This window comes from Luteolibacter ambystomatis (assembly GCF_018137965.1).
Lineage (GTDB): Bacteria > Verrucomicrobiota > Verrucomicrobiia > Verrucomicrobiales > Akkermansiaceae > Luteolibacter > Luteolibacter ambystomatis.
On record NZ_CP073100.1, the window covers coordinates 2874631 to 2892527 of the forward strand.

General features: G+C 62.8%; 10 protein-coding genes. 5 read left to right on the forward strand and 5 right to left on the reverse strand.

Features of this window, described 5'->3' with window-relative positions; genetic code table 11:
• Window positions 1–86 precede the first annotated feature (86 nt).
• Complete coding sequence (locus KBB96_RS10905) at window positions 87–647, forward strand: hypothetical protein (protein ID WP_211629441.1); 561 nt, start codon at window positions 87–89, stop codon at window positions 645–647.
• A gap of 82 nt (window positions 648–729) precedes the next feature.
• Here the strand turns inward: KBB96_RS10905 and KBB96_RS10910 are convergent, their stop codons facing one another.
• Window positions 730–1971: a hypothetical protein gene (locus KBB96_RS10910; RefSeq protein ID WP_211629442.1), complete on the reverse strand. Its 1242-nt coding sequence runs from the start codon at window positions 1969–1971 to the stop codon at window positions 730–732.
• Window positions 1972–2029: 58 nt separating this feature from the next.
• Window positions 2030–5608 (reverse strand): hypothetical protein, encoded by a 3579-nt coding sequence (locus KBB96_RS10915; protein WP_211629443.1) that lies wholly within the window; start codon window positions 5606–5608, stop codon window positions 2030–2032.
• Between the two features lie 327 nt (window positions 5609–5935).
• On the opposite strand from KBB96_RS10915, the gene KBB96_RS10920 reads away from it, so the two are divergent.
• Window positions 5936–6754, forward strand: a complete 819-nt coding sequence (locus tag KBB96_RS10920) for a 3-keto-disaccharide hydrolase (RefSeq protein ID WP_211629444.1) — start codon at window positions 5936–5938, stop codon at window positions 6752–6754.
• A gap of 15 nt (window positions 6755–6769) precedes the next feature.
• Here the strand turns inward: KBB96_RS10920 and KBB96_RS10925 are convergent, their stop codons facing one another.
• Window positions 6770–7078, reverse strand: a complete 309-nt coding sequence (locus tag KBB96_RS10925; RefSeq protein WP_211629445.1) for a hypothetical protein — start codon at window positions 7076–7078, stop codon at window positions 6770–6772.
• 257 nt (window positions 7079–7335) lie between these two features.
• Complete coding sequence (locus tag KBB96_RS10930; RefSeq protein ID WP_211629446.1) at window positions 7336–7635, reverse strand: hypothetical protein; 300 nt, start codon at window positions 7633–7635, stop codon at window positions 7336–7338.
• Window positions 7636–7758: 123 nt separating this feature from the next.
• Here KBB96_RS10930 and KBB96_RS10935 point away from each other — a divergent pair, with 123 nt between their 5' ends.
• The 3 genes from KBB96_RS10935 to KBB96_RS10945 all read left to right on the forward strand — a co-directional run bounded on the left by KBB96_RS10935 (window position 7759) and on the right by KBB96_RS10945 (window position 17011).
• Entirely contained in the window at window positions 7759–8619 is an 861-nt protein-coding gene (locus KBB96_RS10935; protein WP_211629447.1) for a pirin family protein, read from the forward strand.
• 203 nt (window positions 8620–8822) lie between these two features.
• Window positions 8823–10154 carry a DUF3472 domain-containing protein gene (locus KBB96_RS10940; RefSeq protein WP_211629448.1) on the forward strand — a complete coding sequence of 444 codons (1332 nt, stop codon included), beginning with the start codon at window positions 8823–8825 and terminating at the stop codon, window positions 10152–10154.
• Window positions 10155–10720: 566 nt separating this feature from the next.
• Window positions 10721–17011, forward strand: a complete 6291-nt coding sequence (locus tag KBB96_RS10945; RefSeq protein ID WP_211629449.1) for a beta strand repeat-containing protein — start codon at window positions 10721–10723, stop codon at window positions 17009–17011.
• 99 nt (window positions 17012–17110) lie between these two features.
• On the opposite strand, the gene KBB96_RS10950 is transcribed toward KBB96_RS10945, so the two are convergent.
• Window positions 17111–17365, reverse strand: a complete 255-nt coding sequence (locus KBB96_RS10950; protein WP_211629450.1) for a hypothetical protein — start codon at window positions 17363–17365, stop codon at window positions 17111–17113.
• Between the last annotated feature and the right edge of the window lie 532 nt (window positions 17366–17897).

Genomic DNA, 17897 nt, shown 5'->3' on the forward strand with positions numbered 1-17897 from the left:
GAAAACCTTTCAATCATCCCTCCGGGGAGGTCGCGGAGCAGAAAGAACTCGCGGCGGCCCGCCTTTCCCGCGCACGCTCCGGGGAGATGAAGTTCCTTTTCCCGATCGTCCTCGGCTGCCTGGCCGTTTCCGTTTCCTGCAGCTCTCCCCCGCCCGATTTCGTTCCGCGCTTGTCCTCGCTGGACAAGGGAGAGTCCACCACCGCGGACTTCGCGGGATCGAAGGTGCCGGTACTACGCTCGGAGTACTTCGAGAAGGCCTGGGGCGCGCCGCAGATCCAGCGCCTGCCGGATGGCGGATGGCGGCTGCGCTACCGGAAGGGGGACACGCTCAATTTCGTCTCGGTGTGCAGCATGCCCCGGGGCGAACGCGCGCCGGTGGTGCCGCCGCGCTGGGAGGAACCGACCGGGGGGCCGCAGGAATCCGCCGCTCCCACCCATACCCAGCCATGGCGTTCGTCGTTCATCCTGAACCAGCCGGTGAGGTGGTATCAGGCGGACGGCGGCAGCGGCGCGGATTTCCCGAAATACAGGACCGTTGATTTCCAAGCCACCGCTCCGGACGGCCGCACGGGTTGGTATCGCATCGAGGTGGAAGCCACCCGCGATGTGGAGGTCGCGGACCAGATCAAGCGGGTGAACTGGTGAACCGTGGATGGACGCGGATAAGATGAAGAGGGATGGTTTCAGGGAAGAGCTTCCATTTGAATCCATTCCGGGTAGGTGCCCGTCATGAAGCCTCCACAACCGAACCTCGCCTTCTTCGCACCTGCTCCTTCCACCACGCTTTCATTGCCGCAAAGCCACGGGCGAGCGCGTGATCGCGAACTTCGCGGATCTTGAAGTGGGTGGAGATCTCCTCCTCACGTCCGCGGTAACGGGGTAGCAGGAGGAGGAACTTCGCGCCGTCCTGATTCTCCGAAGTGCGTACAAGGAGAGCCGGTGAAAGCAAGCCCTTGGCGAGGATGGCTTCACCATCCGGCAAAGGCACGGAACGCTCCGTCATCACGCCCCACGGACGATGATGAAACGCCAGCGTGCCATCTTCACTTACTGCCAACCGCCCGGCGGTGCGCACCGGCAGCCCGCCGAAGCGGCCGAGAGTGAAGGCATGCGGACGATCGTGCGTGGCACGCCTGCGCCCGAACCACGGCAGCAGCACATCGGTGGCATAGCGGGTGCCGAATGAAGAAAGACGCAAGGTGGCGGGAGCGAGCCACAGCGCCAGCAGGATGATGGCCACGCACAGGCCCGCCGCCAACCATGGCGCGATGAAATAGCTGAGGACGATGAGGCTCATCACCGCGGTGCGGCACAGCTTGAGAAAAGCATCCACCAGCGAGAACGGCGAGAGGATGATGAGCACGTTGATGGCATGTCCGGTGAGCCAGACCGCGAGAAAGGACACCACGGAGGCGATGGTCACCACCACCACGGTGGAGACGGCGACCACCGAGACGCCGGTGATGGAGGCGAGTGGCAGCAGCAAGGCCGTGGTCCCCTCCCCCGTGGCCTGGAAATGATCCGCCATCTCGCGGGCGACGAAGGGCACGAAGGCGGTGCTGGCGACGAGGGCGCTGGCCTTGTTTTCAAACAGCTCCACCATATCGAGCGGCTTCTTCAGCACGCCCGGCACCGCCGTGCCAAAGGTGTCTTTCGCGAAGCACAGCAACAGCACCGCGAAGCCGCAGCCCCATGCCGCCGGATGGCAGAACCACGGCAGCTTGTCGCGCAGGGCCGCATCGGTATGGAAATATCGCCACGCACCGACTCCGGAAACGCCGAGCAGAGGCGAGATCGCCACACCGGTGACCTCCGTGATTCCCTGGCTGAGATCCACGCCGGGCAGGCGGTCCGTCTTTACGGGCAACGGCTTCTCCGCCGGTGGACTATCCGCCCTCGCGGAAGCACATGCGAAAATCCCGATGGCCACCACCAGCACAGCCCGGCTCAAACGACGGATGGAACTCATGCCGCCAAGCTGGCAGATCCGGAGTGGGGAGGCGATGGGGAAACGAGGGAACCCGTGCCTATTGCTTGGCCGCATTCACCGTCAGAGGGCTCGCGGGCGTATAGATCTCATTATCCACCAGCACCATGACCTTCAGATTTCCGGTCGCTTTCAGCGCACTGAACCCCTTGACCACGATGGCTCCGCTGTCATCGAGCTTTTCCGACTGCAGGGTGACGCCCCCGATGTTCACATCCACCGGCTTCCCCTTCAAAGATGGATCCAGATCCGCCAGCAGCAGCTTCAGGGACATGTCGTTCGTGAGCGGCCCATCGAAGCTGGGCGGGAAAAAAGCCAGTTCCTTGAATTTCAGTTTGAGCTTTTTACCCACCTTGACGTTCACGGATTGGTCGCTGCCATTGGCGGTGCCCGGCTTCACGACCAACTTGACGGCCTCGTCCTCGACGGGATTCGGGATGGTGTACTCGAGCGACTTGTCCATCCGTTTGAACGACGAAACCTTTTCAAGCTCCTTGCCCTGCCTCTGGACATACAACTCGATGCCATCCGGAAAAACACCGGCCAACACCACCTTGGGTTCGTCGAAAGCCACCTGCACGGGTTGTGAGGTGGTCACCGAAAGCGCCGGCTTCGGCTCGGACTGGATCTTCACGTATCCCACCACCTCCGGGTGGTTCTTGGCATTCGGATCCCAAACGCCGCCGGAGTCCGAGAGGAGGATGAATTTATCGTCCTTCGAGGGCGCGCTCCGGATCAGCAACTGGAGCATGTCATCCGTGGCACTGGTGATGATGACATCCGCGAGGGAGGAATCGAGCATGGCCCGCTTGACCCGCCCGAATCCCTTTCCGGTGACGGACATTTTCTTGCCCCCTTCCGGGAATTTCGCCGGGATCACATTGTCGCCATAGGAATCGATGGCAACCGGGGCGGGGTCCTTGATTTCGATCTTCCCGAGATCGCGGCTGAGGATCTCATGGACCTTTTCTCCGTTCACCGTGGAGCAAGGCCCCTTGAAATTCCCGATCACCGAATAGGAGCCCGCGGGCAGACTTCTCAGGCGATCCGGATCGAATCTCAAGGTGGCATTCTCGCCGGCCGAAATGAGCTTCCCGAAAAGCGCCAGTTCCTTCTGCTTGGCTTCCACATCGGCGTTTTTCCTTACGATCTCCGTTATGACCTGAGGTCCCGCGGCAATCACATTGGCCGTCTGATTTGCTTGAGATACCTCGACATATTGGGCGGCCAACCGCTGTACTTGGATCTCGGCATCTTTGTCGGCATTGACCGCATCCACTTGTTTCTGATCCCAGTTCTCCTTCGCTTCGTTGTAGCGTTTGACCTCGGGATTCCCGGCGTTCTGCTCCAAAATCCCGGCAGCGGGCTTCTTCAAGGACTTCAGGACGGCGTCCGCCTTATCCACTTCCTTCCTGACATCCTGCTTCACCCTCAAAGCCCTGTTCTTCGCTTCAAGCTGGAGGTTGTAGTTGGTCTGGGCAATGCGTTTGTCTTCGTCCGCCTTGTCCCTGGCGGCATCCATGTTCATCAAAATGGTTTCACGCTCGGACGGAATCCGCCGCAAGGTTTCCATCTGCACGGTTCTCGAACCCGAATCCAGCCCGGCCACAAGGGGGGCACTCAAATATGGTCGCAATGACCGCCCCTTCAACAAAGCCGCGTCGGCCAATGTTTGCTCGTCGGCTTTGAGAGCAGCCAAAGCCGGTGCCTGGATCTTCTTCCCGAATTCGTACCCTCCGATCGAAATGCTTTCGAGATTGCCGAGCTTGTAGGCATCCTCGGTCACGCAGAACGAGTTGATGACAATGTTCTGTTCCTCGCCCCGGCTGTTCACGAGGACGGAGGGAGTGATGTTGTACAGGGATGGGAAAGCCACGTAGCTGTTGGAGCTGCCGAGCTTCGGCTCCAATCCCGAAAGTCGCGAGCGGGCTTGGGAAAGGGCCAGCCCGAAATCCCCTCCCGGGGCGATCCGGTTCGGGTAACTCTTCAACCATGTATCCACCACGCCCAGATGAAAGCGCGCGACATCAAGCCCCTGCGCCGCCTCCACCACATCGGACGGAGCCATACCCCGGCGTGGATTGTAATTGCGGGTAATGCCATTCCATGTCGTGGACCAGATGTTCGCCTGCTTCTTGGGAATCCAGCGGGTGCCGAGTTCGAAGTGGAGATAGTTGCGGTCCTTCAGGCTCTTGCGGTCGGTCATGATGACCAGCAGCGCGGGCACGCTGGTGGCATTGAGCACGAGGCCCGAACCCTTCCTGGCATTCCCCGGTTCCACCAACCCTTGGAGGCCCGGATCGAAACGGTAGGTGACTTCGCGGCCGTTCGAATTCGGAACCACCACCGGCAGCAGCGTCCGGGTCGCGATGTCCTGCTGGATCTTCGTCATCTTCTCGAGGAAGAACTTCGCCTGCGCCTGCTTGCCCTCCGCGATGAGCTTGGCGGCAAGGGCCAGTGAAAAACGCGTTTCGAAGCGGTCGCTGTTCCGCAAGTCCAGCGCCTGGGCCTCCACCAGCGGAAAGGCCGCCAGAATGGTGGGGTGAGGACGGTTGGGATTCCAATCCGCGGCGACGCAACCGTTGGAATCCAGCTTCGCGTAATACGGATGCAGCGTGGTCTCCGCAATGTAGTCGCTGCCGGTGCGGCTGCCTGGCGAAACGCTGACCTGCGTGACCACGAACCACGGAATGCTGTTGGAGCCGCCATCGATGGGCGAAGTGATGTAGTTCATCAGCTTCTGGGTGACGACCGTCGAAGCCGCCTGCTTGGCGATATCCCCTTCCGAGAGCTGGAGATGATCCGCGACCAAGGCGAGGGTGGCCAGATCCGGAGCACCAGGCTGCGGCGGGATACCGGACGGCAGGCCTTGCGCGGCAACGGTGGTCGCACCATTGATGGTCAGGTTCGTATTGTTGCTGACCGCGGTGGGGGTGGGAAGTTCCGGCAGCACCCCAGTGGTATCCGGCCGGGTCGGAACCGGCAGGGTATTTCCAGCCGGCACGTCTTCAGCCGCGGAATCGAGGGGCACCGTCCCGGCATCGGCATTGTCGAGCTTGTCGAGTTCGGTCTGCTTCTTCTTGAGCTGGAGCAGCGACTTCTTCAGTTCGAGTTTCTGTTGGAGCAGTTCGTTCTGCTTGCTGGTCTGATAGATCTCGTCCTCGGTCTTCTTGATGGCATCGACTCCGAACTCGCCTTCCAGCTTCACTCCCAAGCTCTTTTCCGCCAAGCGGCTCGCCGCCCCCTGCTGGCTGGTGCGGATACGCCCCTCCACCGTCGCATAGTTGACATCGGCCCCCACGCCAAAACGATTCATATCTCCTTTCACAAGCACGGCGCTGGAGATGGAGGCATGCCCCCACTCGGCGGCGTGGCGCTCGGCCGTATCAAGCGCCCTGGAAACCTGGTCCAACTGCCATTTGATTTTTTCCGGCGATGGAACGTCATTGGCGCAGGTGGCTTCGATGGCCTGCCGGGAGAAGCGCTCCGCCGGAACCAGCACCTCGCAATCCTTGGCGTCCTTGGAACCACTTTCCCCCGGATCGGCACGCATGTAGTTGTTCCGCATGTCGCTATCGACCGGTTTGGGACGGCGGCTTACCGCTCGATTGGGGTCCACGGCGTCCATCCTGCCGGGCAGGAATAGAACGCATGTCATCGCAATCGCGGACAACGAAGCACGGGATCGATTGGCCTTGGAAAACATGAGGGGAAGGAAGGGGGTAAATATTAGATCCTATTAGATCCACATCTGGATAGTTCACCTATTCCAATAGGTCATGATCCATGAGTCAAACCGTTAGGATCAATCTTATTTTCAAACAAATACCCGAAAGATAATATCGACACGCCCTCATCCATGATATTCCATCAGGCTGGGTCCTCGTGCATGGGAGAAAACCTTCCCGTTCTTGCATCCGGGTGCGCGATACATTCTGATGAACCGGTGATCCACCGGAACCAAACCGTCGCCCGCCCCTTGATCGGAAAATCCGCCGGCCTGCTGGCCGTCTCGGTCCTGTTGTCCATCCTGCCCGCCGCGGCCGGGGATCACCCGTGGGTGAAGCTATTCAACGGCAAGGACCTGGAGGGATGGACGCCGAAGGTCTCCGGCCACAAGTGCGGCGAGAACCCCTTCAACACGTTCCGCGTGGAGGACGGCATTCTCAAGGTTTCCTACGATGACTATGGTAAATTCAACGAGCAGTACGGCCACCTCTTCACCAACATCGCCTACTCGCACTACATCCTGCGGATGGAGTACCGCTTCACCGGGAAGATGATGGCGGACGCGCCGGGCTACTGCAATCTGAACAGCGGCGTGATGATCCACTCGCAGTCACCGCAGAGCATGGGCCTGCGCCAGGGTTTCCCCGCCAGCCTGGAGGTCCAGTTCCTCGCGGACGAGGGCAAAGGCGCTCGCGCGACCGGCAATGTCTGCACGCCGGGAACGAACCTGGAGATGGATGGAAAGCTCATCACCCAGCACATCGTGGAATCCAGCGCCCCCACCTTCCCCGCCGAGGAATGGGTGAAGGTGGAGGTCGAGGTTCACGGCAATGACGAGGTGATCCACCGCATCAACGGCAAGGAGGTGCTGCGCTACCAGCGCCCGCAGCTCGATCCGCAGAACCGCGTGATCCCCGCCACCCCGCTGCTGGAGGCAGGCGCGCCGTTGCAACTCGCCTACGGCTACATCGCCCTGCAGGCCGAGGCGCAGCCAGTGTGGTTCCGGAACATCGAGCTGAAGTCGCTGGAGCCGTAACCGCAGCCAGCGATTTCAAACCGCATAGGCCCGTGCCATGTCCCGGAGTTCTTCCAGATCATCGTCGAAGCACTCATCCGGAAAAGCCCCGGGGATAGGTCCCGACAGGAACGCCAGCACCTTCCCAACGGCGAGCTCGCATACCGAATGCCTCCGGAACCACTCTCGGGCCGCAGGCAGCCCGAGGTGTCCCATCAGGGAGAAATAGGAAATGCCGGGCAGCCATGGAGCGACGAAACCATCCGCCGCGGACGAGCGTCTGGCGAAGTGCTCCCAACCCGCCAGGACATCCAACAAATGGGTCCCGGTATAGTAACGTAACAAGCGGCCTCCAGCGGTAGCAATGACAGCAGCGGAGTATCCGCCACCGGCGTCCGCCCCAATGGCATGATCTCCCGGAAATCCTTGCCCAGCAGAAATTCCAAAGCCTCGCCGTCCAGCCAGTCCGTCGGATCGAATGAGGGAGGTCCCTCGAACTCTTCCAGCCACACGCCTGTCACCTCCTCACGGAGAGCCTTGAAGAAGGGAAACAGATCGTCCCGAGTCGTGGCCTCCGGGAAGCAGGTTCGCGCAAGAAGGAATTATTTCTTCTCCAGCTTCTTCAGATACTTCGCCGGGTCCTTGTCGAAGTCCTCGCGGCAGTCGTTGCAGCAGAGTTTGATTTCCTGGCCCTTGTAAACGAAGGTCACCGGATCCTTGCCCTCCTCCTTCAGCTTCTCGCCGGAGACGATGCAGGTATCCAGCGGGTAGGGCTTCGCCGTTTCCTTGGAAGCGGGCTGCTCCTTGGTTTCCTTCTTGGGCTTGGCGGGCTCCTTCTCCGCGGCAAAGGCCGGAACGGCGGCCAAACCCAGAACGAATGCGAGGACGGCGGTTTTCATCATGTTCACACTGGGCCGCAAAAGCGGGTTCCCTGCAAGCACGGAGCGCACGCCATTCCTCCACGACATGCTCAGACATCGTTCCCGGCATTATCCATGCCCGCCGGTCCGTGGTAGATGGAGGGCATGAAAACGCTCAAGCACATCCGACGCAAAACCGAAACCCACTGGGTGGGTGACGGGTTCCCGGTCAGCTCCATCTTTTCCTATCATGACTCCGGCGCGGAGATCAGCCCGTTCCTGCTCATGGACTACGCGGCTCCCCATGAGTTCCAGCCCGGTCCGCGGAAGCGCGGCGTGGGCGCGCATCCCCACAAGGGATTCGAGACAGTGACGCTCGCCTACCAGGGCGAGGTTTCGCACCGGGACTCCAGCGGAGGCGGCGGCACCATCGGCCCCGGTGACGTGCAGTGGATGACGGCGGGCAACGGCGTCCTTCACGATGAGTTCCACTCGGAGGAGTTCACCCGCACCGGCGGCACCTTCGAGATGATCCAGCTCTGGGTGAACCTTCCCTCCAAGGACAAGAGCGCGCCCGCGGGCTACCAGACGCTGTTGCGCGACCAGATCCCGAACGTGGCACTGCCCGATGACGCGGGCACCCTGCGCGTGATCGCCGGTTCTTTCGATGGCCATCAGGGTGCGGCGAGGACCTTCACGCCGATCGAGCTGTGGGATCTCCGTCTCGCCGCGGGCAAGAACATCGACCTGCCGCTGCCGGACGGATACACCAGCATGGTTCTGGTGCTGGAGGGCGAAGCCGCCATCATGGGACAGATGCTCGGCGGAGGCGATCTGGCCGTCCTGTCCCGCGAGGGTTCCGGCACGCGGATCGATACCCGTGAAGCTACGAGAGCTCTCGTACTTGCCGGGCAGCCGATCGACGAACCCATCGCAGGCTACGGCCCCTTCGTCATGAACACCCGGGAGGAGATCCTCGCCGCGTTCGAACAGTTCAGCAACGGGGGCATGGGCACGCTCGATTGACCCATCCTCTGAAAAAGCGCCGCTCCGGAAAGTGCGCTCCGGGGCGGCGCAGCGGGAGGCGGTTTTCCCCACCGGGAGATGCGCCCGGCGCGATTTTATTTGAAAAATCCGGGCCCGGGCGACGTTCTCTGGCGATGTTTTTGTCCAGCCGCATGCCGGTGGAGACCGCCTATGGGTCGATCCGCCGAGTTTCCCGCCCTGTCATGTCCAGCCGCCTCGGTCTGGCCGCCTCGTTGTTGCTCAGCGCCTTTTCCCTGGTGCCCGCACGGGCACAGGACGCGCCGAAAACCTGGGAAGTGCCAATGGGGGGAAATTCCTACCTGACCCAGCAGCCGAAGGACGGGGATCGCCGCGGTGGCCGGAACGACTCGTGGTCGAGCCCGGACGCCGTGACCTCGGTTTATTTCCGGGTGGATCGCGCCGCCGATCTGGACATCGTGCTGCGCGCGAAAGTGCCGCAGGGCGAATCCCGCATCCGCGCCACGCTGGCGGGCAAGGCGGTGGAAAAGGATCTCAAGGGCGCGGAGGCCAGCGATGTGCCCCTGGGCCGGGTGAGCATGAAACAAGCGGGCTACGTGAAAGTAGACCTGCAGGGGATCAAGAAGACCGGTGACACCTTCGCCGATGTCGAAGCGCTGGAAGTCACCCCGGTGGGCAAGGACGCCGCCGCCGTGGTGCTGAACTACGTGAAGGACAACAAGGGCAACAATTTCTACTGGGGCCGCCGCGGTCCCTCGATCCACCTCGGCTATGAGCTGCCGAAGGGCGAGCCAGTCGAGTGGTTCTACAATGAGATCACCGTGCCGGTGGGCAGCGATCCGATAGGTTCTTACTTCATGTCGAACGGCTTCGGCGAAGGCTACTTCGGCATGCAGGTGAACGGTCCGGAAGAGCGCCGCGTGCTGTTCTCCGTGTGGAGTCCGTTCAAAACCGACCACCCCGGTGAGATCCCGGAGGATCAGAAGATCACTCTGTTGAAAAAGGGCACCGACGTTCACGGCGGTGAATTCGGCGGCGAGGGCTCGGGTGGCCAGAGCTACTGGAAGTATGCGTGGAAGGCCGGAAACACCTACCGCTTCCTCAACCGGGTGCATCCGGATGGCAAGGGTTCCACGGTCTATACCGCGTGGTTCTTCGTGCCGGAAAAGAAGGACTGGCAGCTCATCGCCAGCTTCAAGCGCCCGCAGACGGACAAGCACTACACCGGCGCGCATTCGTTCCTGGAAAACTTCTCGGACCGCCAGGGCTTCCTCAGCCGTGGCGCGCTCTATGGCAACCAGTGGTGCCGCGATGTGAAGGGCGAGTGGCACGAGGTGACCACCGCGCGCTTCACCACCGATCCGATCGGCCGCAGCCTGTTCCGCATGGACTATGCCGGTGGATCAAGGGGCAAGGAGTTCTTTATGCGCAACGGCGGCTTCTTCGCCGAGAATGTGAAGCCGGACCAGAAGTTCACCCGCGAGCCCACTCCGGCGAAAAAGCCGGTGATCGATTTCTCCAAGCTGGAAGGCGCCGATCTCGTCGGCGGGGAATAAGGTCCCGGAACCAGCCTGAAAAGGGCCGGGTGACATAACCGGGGCAGCTCCCCGGGAATCCATGCAAATCCACTACGAGCCCCGGAGGGCGGAATGAAGAAGGGAACAGTTGCTCCCTGAACATTCCGTCCCTTCGGGGCTCGATCTTTTTCTCCGATGTCGCATGGCGCTCGTTGCATGGTGCCATCTCCCAATCCCCCCTCCGGGCTTGGATCGCCAAGAGGACTAGTAGAGGCCCGATCCATACGTCCTTCCTCCCACGGACACCCTCTTCATGACTCAAATTCTCGCTATTGCATGTAATTCAATGAGTTGCATGCATCATCAAAATCCACATTCACCTATCGAAAATACCCTAATCCTAACAGCCTCACGATGGCTGAAAACATCCGGATCTTTTTGATTTTCAGAGATTTTCCCTCCAATCGCTGAGTCGCAAAAACGGCCTTAAAAATCGCAATCCGATGATTTGTGCGCAATTTCCGCCTTTACGCCGTAGTCCTGTCCACGCCAACCCCTACGTGTCGTCTTTGTGTCGATATTGTATTCCAGATTGCATTACCCCCATGAAATTGAATCGCCTGAATGGCTTCCTCCGTCGTTTCGTTTCCCTCCTGACCGTCCCCGCGGTCGTCATCACCTTCCTCGGCGGCGCCGCTCACGGCGCGAACCGCTACTGGGACGGTGGCACCGTCAACATCGCCGCCAACGGTGATGGAGCCTCCGGCGGCACCGCCGGCAACTGGGATACCACCCTCACGAACTGGGACCAGGGCAGCGGCCTGGCTCACGTGGCGTGGAACAATGCATCGCTCGACAGCGCCTTCTTCGCCGGAACCGCGGGCACGGTGACCCTCACGGCCCCGGTCACTGCAGGCAGCCTCACCTTCACCACCAGCGGCTACACGCTGGCGGGCACGAACGCGCTCACGCTGGGCGGCACCACCGCCACCATCACCACCTCGACCCTCAACACCGCGGGCACCACCACGATCAGCGCGCCCATCGCAGGCGCTCTCACCGGCGGCCTCACGATCGCGTCGAACGGCGACATGAGCGCCACCGGCGCCGGTGCCAGCGGTCTCGGCGTGCGCCTCTCCGGCACGAACACCTTCACCGGTGACATCACCGTGACCTCCGGCCTGCTGAGTTACACGACGGATGCCGCGCTCGGCAATGCCGCGAACAACATCATCCTCAACGGCGGCGGCCTGCTCGACAGCTCCGTCAACCAGACGATCACCCGCAACATCACCGTGGGCGCGGCCGGCGGCATCTTCCGCACCTATGGAGCGGCCGTCGCCACCGTCAATGGCATCCTGAGCGGCTCCGGCGCCTTCGGCCGCACCGACGGCGGCACGGTGGTCTTCAACGGTAACAACACCTTCACCGGCGTCTTCACGAGCAACAGTTCCTGCGCGACCATCTTCGCCGGATCGAACCCCGCCACCACCTACAACGTCAACGGCGGCTCGATCGTCGTGGGCAACAACGGCACCAGCGGCTCGCTGGCGTCCGGCTCGGTGATGAACCTGGCCAACGGCACCTCGCTCTTCGTCCGCCGCATCGACGCGGTGACGGCCACCGGCATCCTGCCCGCCACCATCAATATCGCGGGCGCGACCTCGAAGTTCGAGTACAACCCGAACAGCGCCACGGCGACGATGTCCTTCGACCAGGACTTCGGCACGGATGCGACGAAGGGCTACTTCCGCGTCAGCGGCGGCACGCTGAGCCTGGCCTCTGGTACGGACATCGTAGTAGATACCGTTTCCACCGGCCTCCAGACCGCCTCCAACGTGGGCCGGCTGGAACTGCTCTCCGGTTCCACGATCACGACGCGCGCCTTCAACCTCGGTGAAACCGGCAGCAACTCCGGCGTGGTCACCCAGTATGCGGGCTCCACGGCCACCATCCTCAGCGGCAATCTCGGCTTCCGCCTCGGCCACTGGACCAACGGCGTGAATCCGGGCAACGTTTACAACCTCCTCGGCGGCACCCTGGACGCCACCGCCCTGGCCGCGAACGCGGGCAACGAGCGCTTCGTGAACATCGGCTGGGACGGCCAGGCGGACATGACGGTGGGCGGCGGTGCTTCCGCCGCACTGCTGAAGGCCTCGGGCATCCAGATCGATGCGAACGGCGACACCGCCTTCAACGACACGCTGACCCTCTCCACCAACGGCACGGCCGAGGTGGGCGCGCTGGGCATCAACAGCGGATCGGTGAACGACCGGCTGGTCCTCAATGGCGGCACCCTGCGCACCACCGCGGACGCCACCTGGTCCCCCGCCATCACGGCGAACGCCTCGACCACCTCGGTGTTCGACACGAACAACTTCACCGTCACCGTTCCCTCCAACATCGGAGGCACCGGCACCATCAGCCTGCCGACCAACAGTGGCTCGCTGATCCTGACCACGACCGGCACGCAGACCGTGTCCGCGGGCTTCGCCGATACGCTGACCATCCGGAAGCAAGGAGCAGGCACGACGGTCCTCTCCGGCACCTCCACCCACACCGGCGCGCTGACGGTGGAAGCCGGCCGCCTCGACAACACCGGCACGCTCGGCTCCACGGTGACCGTCAACTCCGGCACATCCATCGGTGGCGAGGGCGTCTTCAACGGGGATGTTTACTTCAACAGCGGCTCGAAATTCATGGTGGATCCCGTCACCTCCGCCGCGCCGACGTTCCACTACGTGAGCCTTTCCGGGCAGCCGGTGGTGTCGTTCACCTCGGTGCCGGTGCAATCGCAGACACCGATCACGCTCTTCAACTACACCGGTGGCGTCATCGGCTCGATCTTCACCGATCTGTTCCTCCCCACCCTGCGCAATCCGGTCCTCACTGACACGGGCACCTCGGTGACCCTGTCCTTCACCAACCAGAACCTGACGTGGAACGGCACCACGGACGGCCAATGGGACGTGGGCACCAGCCTGCGCTGGAATGCGGGTGAAACCGACGCCTTCTACACCGGGGATGCGGTGACCTTCGACGACACCGGCTCGAATGCCGCCGTCACCCTGGCGGGTGAAATCCTGCCATCCTCCGTCACGGTCAATGCCAGCACCAAGGCCTATGCCTTCGGCGGCACGGGCTACATCGGCGGCACCGGCGGCATCACCAAGTCCGGCACCGCCTCGCTCACTCTTGGAACGCCAAACACCTACACCGGCACGACCACGATCAATGCCGGCACGCTGGTCCTCGGCAATCCGGGTGCGCTCGGCAGCTCGGCAGGCGCCACCACCATCGCATCCGGAGCCACGCTGGACGCGGGCGGCCAGGATCTCACCTCTGCCTCGGAGTCGATCACGGTCGGAGGTTCCGGCGTGGGCGGCGCGGGAGCGTTGGTCAACACCGGTGCCACGCGCTGCTTTCTTCCGAAGGTCACGCTGAGCTCGGACACCACCGTGAACATCGCCAGCGGCAAGTCGCTCGCCATCGGCCAGAATGCCGGCAACGCCGCCGCCCTGGGCACCCTTTCCCTGGGATCGAACACCCTCATCAAGAACGGTCCGGGCGATTTGATGCTCAACGGCGTGAACGTCACCAGCGGCAACATCACGGTGAATGCCGGTTCTCTCACCCTGATGCGCGGCTACACCACCGGTGCGGGAGAAGTGAACTTCGGCCAGCAGCCCACCACCTTGGCAGGCACCGGTACCCTCACGATCAACAGCGGCGCGACGGTCACCACCAACCGCTGGGGCGCCGCGCTGACGATCTCAATGCCGATCACCATGAACGGCGGCACCCTGGGCAGCACCTGGCCGGGACCGAATGGCGCCACCATTTCCAGCCCGATCAACCTGGCGGCCACCAGCTCCGTCAACTTCACCGGTGGCTATGGCGTCGGCACCCTGAGCGGTGTCATCTCCGGCCCCGGCACGCTCAATACAAACAGCGACACGGTCATCCTCACCGGTGCGAACACCTACACGGGTGGCACCACGATCAATGGCGGGGTGCTCGCCTTCAACAGCGGTTCGCTCGCCACCACCGGCGCGCTGACGATGAATGGCGGCACGCTGCGCTGGAACGGCACGCACGCCCAGGACATCTCCAGCCGCGTGGTGATGGTGGCCGCCAAAGCCGCGGCCTTCGACACCAACGCCAACAACGTCACCTTCGCCTCTCCGCTGGGCACCGGCAATACCGCGGCCATCACCAAATACGGCGCGGGCACTCTAACCATCGCGCCGGTCAACAACTACACCGGCGGCACCAACGTTGAAGCGGGCGTGCTGAGTGTCTCCGCCATCGCGGACGGTTCCGGCAGCAGCAGCATCGGCACCACCGGCGGCACCGCCAACTACGTGGGTGTCAACAACGGCTCGACGTTCCAATACACCGGCTCCACCAACGCCACCACCACCCGCACCTTGTGGGTGGACCGCGGTGCGGGTGCCATCATCGACATCGCCCGCACCGGTGCGACGCTCACCTGGACTCCGGGTGGCGGCACCCGCAGCATGCCGCTGGTGAAGACCGGCACCGGCACCCTGCTGATGAACGGCGCCTTCACCGGCACCGCCACCGTGACGGTGAACGCCGGCACGCTGGGCTTGGGTGGAGCGAACACCTACACCGGTGCGACCACCGTGAACGCGGGCGGCACGCTGCTGCTGAATTCCACGCTCACCTCGGACATCAGCGTGGCCACCGGCGGCACGCTCGGCGGCGAAGGCACCTCCGCGAACGCGATCACGCTCAACGAAGGCTCCACGCTGCTGGCGAACTTTGCCACCCCCTCCGCCCAGCTCACCACCACCGGCGCGGTGACGGTGAACAAGACCACGGCGGGCGTCACCCTCCAGCTCCAGAACGCCCCGACCACCGCGGGCGTGCAGGCGGTGCCCTTCCTGAAGTACGGCACGCATAGTGGCGGCACGACGAACTTCAACACCGCCGCCTACCGCTCCGCCAGCATCACGGATGACACCACCAACAAGATCCTGACGCTGAACTACACCTCCGATGCGAAGGTCTGGGCGGGCGTGGCCGGCAACACCACCTGGGACACCGGCACCTCCACCGACTGGACCGGCGCGGACACGAAGTTCTACAGCGGGGACAACGTCAGCTTCACCGAAACGGCCACCAGCAAGGCGGTGACCCTCACCGGCACGCTCAACCCGTCCCAGATGACGGTGAACAACACCAGTGCCTACACCTTCAGCGGCTCCGGAACCATCACCGGCAACGGCTCGCTGACGAAGACGGGCACCGGCACGCTGAACCTGATCCAGACCAACGGCCACGCCTACACCGGCGGCACCATCATCAGCGGCGGCATGATCGCCGTGGGCAACAATACGGTGAACAACCAGGCAGCCACCGCGCTGGGCACCGGCACCGTGACCATCAACGCCGGTGGCAAGCTCGGCCTCTATCCGGGCAGCACCGGCAACGTCTACAACATCCCGAACAACCTCATCCTCAATGGTGGCACCATCCACCAGGAGGACGGCCACGAGCACTTCCTGGGCACCGTGTCCGTGACCGCGGACAGCATCGTGGAAGGCCGCTGGAATCCGAAGTCGGTCTGGTTCGATGGTGTGGTTTCCGGCACCAGCAAGATCACCGTGACCGATGGCGGCAACGGCGCCTGGGTTGCCTTCACCAATCCCTTCAACAGCTTCTCCGGAACGCTGGCGCTGGGCAGCAGCAACGTGAACGTGGTGGCGAAGGACAACACCACGCTCCAGTTCGCCACCGTGGACTCCGGTGCGACCACCGCGATCTTCCAGGTGGCGGCCACCAATGCCGTGCCGAACGTGACCGTGGCCGGACTGAAGGGCACCGCGGCCGCCAAGGTGATCAACGCGGATGCCACCGCGCGCACGCTGACGGTGAACAACACGGCGGACAACACCTTCGCCGGTTCCATCGGTGACGGTACCGCGAACGGCAACCTGCTCTCGCTGGTGAAATCCGGCAGCGCCTCCCTCACGCTGGGCGGTGCGAGCACCTACACCGGCGCCACCGCCGTCAATGCGGGCACGCTTATCGTGAATGCCGCGAATGCCTCCAGCGCCACCACCGTGGCCACGGGCGCCACGCTCAAAGGCACCGGCACCCTTGCTGGCAGCCTGGCCGTGACAGGCACCGTGGCTCCGGGCAACAACGCCGTGGGCACACTCACCGCCGCCAGCGCCACCATCTCCGGCACCTACGCCTGCGAGGTCAATGGCACGAATGCGGACAAGCTGGCCGTGACCGGCGCGCTGACGCTGAGCCCTGGTGCCACGCTCGCCATCACCGCCACCAGCCCGACCGCGAACAGCTACGTGATCGCCACCTACACCGGCAGCGTTCCCGCCTTCACCACGACCACCGGCCTGCCGAGCGGCTTCTCCGTGGACTACAGCACCCCGGGCCAGATCCGTCTGGTGCAGTCCGGCTTCACCGGCTGGGTCAGTGGCTTCGGTCTCAGCGGCGGCGATGCCGCAGTGGGAGCGGACCCCGATCACGATGGCATCCCGAACGGCGTGGAATACGTGCTGGGTGGCAATCCCGCCACCGGCATGGATCAGGCCAAGATGCCGACGCTGGCTCTGGTCAACACCGATCCGGATGGCGCGGGTTCCGCTCCTGCGGGTGACTACGTCCTCTTCACCTTCCGCCGCACCTCGGCCTCCGCAGCCGCCGGAGTGGGCGCCGGGTGCGAGTTCGATGCCGACCTGACGGGCACCTGGACCACCGCCGTGGGAGCCTCCGGAGTGGTGCAGAACGTCACCCCGGACGGCTTCGGCACGGGCGTGGACAAGGTCGAGGTTTACGTCCCGAAAGCCACCTGGCAGGTCGCGGGCAAGCTCTTCGCCCGTCTGCGCGTGACGGTTCCCTGATTTGTTTTTTGTGGAAGATGCAGCAAAGCCGCGGAGGGAAACCTCCGCGGCTTTCTCATGCCCGGATGCGACGACACGGCACCTTCGCAGATTCGCCGATCACCTGATCCGTGTCCACACGCGATGACTTCCAGTGGCATCCGTCATCACTTGAGGCTCGAAGACCCAGTCTTCCGGCACCTCCATCTTGTAGGCCGCATCGTCGAAGGGATTCGCGGCACCGGGTTCGTGTCCGGGTTGAAAGGTCACCGCCTCCACTCCGCCGCGCCATTCCGGACAGTCTTCCTCCCGCAGGTAATCCCCCGGCGAGCAATCGTCGGGACTGGTACGGCGGTGCTGCAGAGGAAAAGACATCCGTAAAGATAGTACGACTTTTCCGCTCCAGCAACACGCCCGCCCGGAGCCGTTAAATGCATGCATATCTCATTCATTTTAAAGCCTTTCTTCTTGCAGCCACGGGCTTTTCCCGCGATAGGAAGGCTCGCTGGCGAATAAGTCGCGTCCGGCTGCCTCGATCCTTTCGAGATGGCAGTGTCTGGATGGGATGGAAGTGCCGCGATCGTTGCAAATCGCAGTCAATTTTAGCCATTTACTCCTCCACACGACCGCCCTGCCGCTGAGGTGAGCTAAATCTCCATAGCCCGGAGAGACGAATCCTTTGATTCTGCGTGATCTTGCGTGAGCCGTGCCCATCGGCATGGATATTCGTCTCAATTCGAGTCGCCCAAATGGCTTTCATAGGGGCGAGTAGGGCAAGTGACGATTTTTCATACCTACAACGTAAATACTCATCGAGTTGACAGGCGGCCTGCTGGAAGGGTCCTGTACCGTTGTTCTTTGTTTGTCCTCGTTCTCTTGCACCATGAAATCCGTCCAAAAATGCGCA

Bases quoted from the DNA above. Each gene is read 5' to 3' on its own strand.
- KBB96_RS10905 (WP_211629441.1), top strand. From the start codon at position 87: ATGAAGTTCCTTTTCCCGATCGTCCTCGGCTGCCTGGCCGTTTCCGTT.
- KBB96_RS10910 (WP_211629442.1), bottom strand. From the start codon at position 1,971: ATGAGTTCCATCCGTCGTTTGAGCCGGGCTGTGCTGGTGGTGGCCATC.
- KBB96_RS10930 (WP_211629446.1), bottom strand. From the start codon at position 7,635: ATGATGAAAACCGCCGTCCTCGCATTCGTTCTGGGTTTGGCCGCCGTT.
- KBB96_RS10935 (WP_211629447.1), top strand. From the start codon at position 7,759: ATGAAAACGCTCAAGCACATCCGACGCAAAACCGAAACCCACTGGGTG.
- KBB96_RS10940 (WP_211629448.1), top strand. From the start codon at position 8,823: ATGTCCAGCCGCCTCGGTCTGGCCGCCTCGTTGTTGCTCAGCGCCTTT.
- KBB96_RS10945 (WP_211629449.1), top strand. From the start codon at position 10,721: ATGAAATTGAATCGCCTGAATGGCTTCCTCCGTCGTTTCGTTTCCCTC.
- KBB96_RS10950 (WP_211629450.1), bottom strand. From the start codon at position 17,365: ATGTCTTTTCCTCTGCAGCACCGCCGTACCAGTCCCGACGATTGCTCG.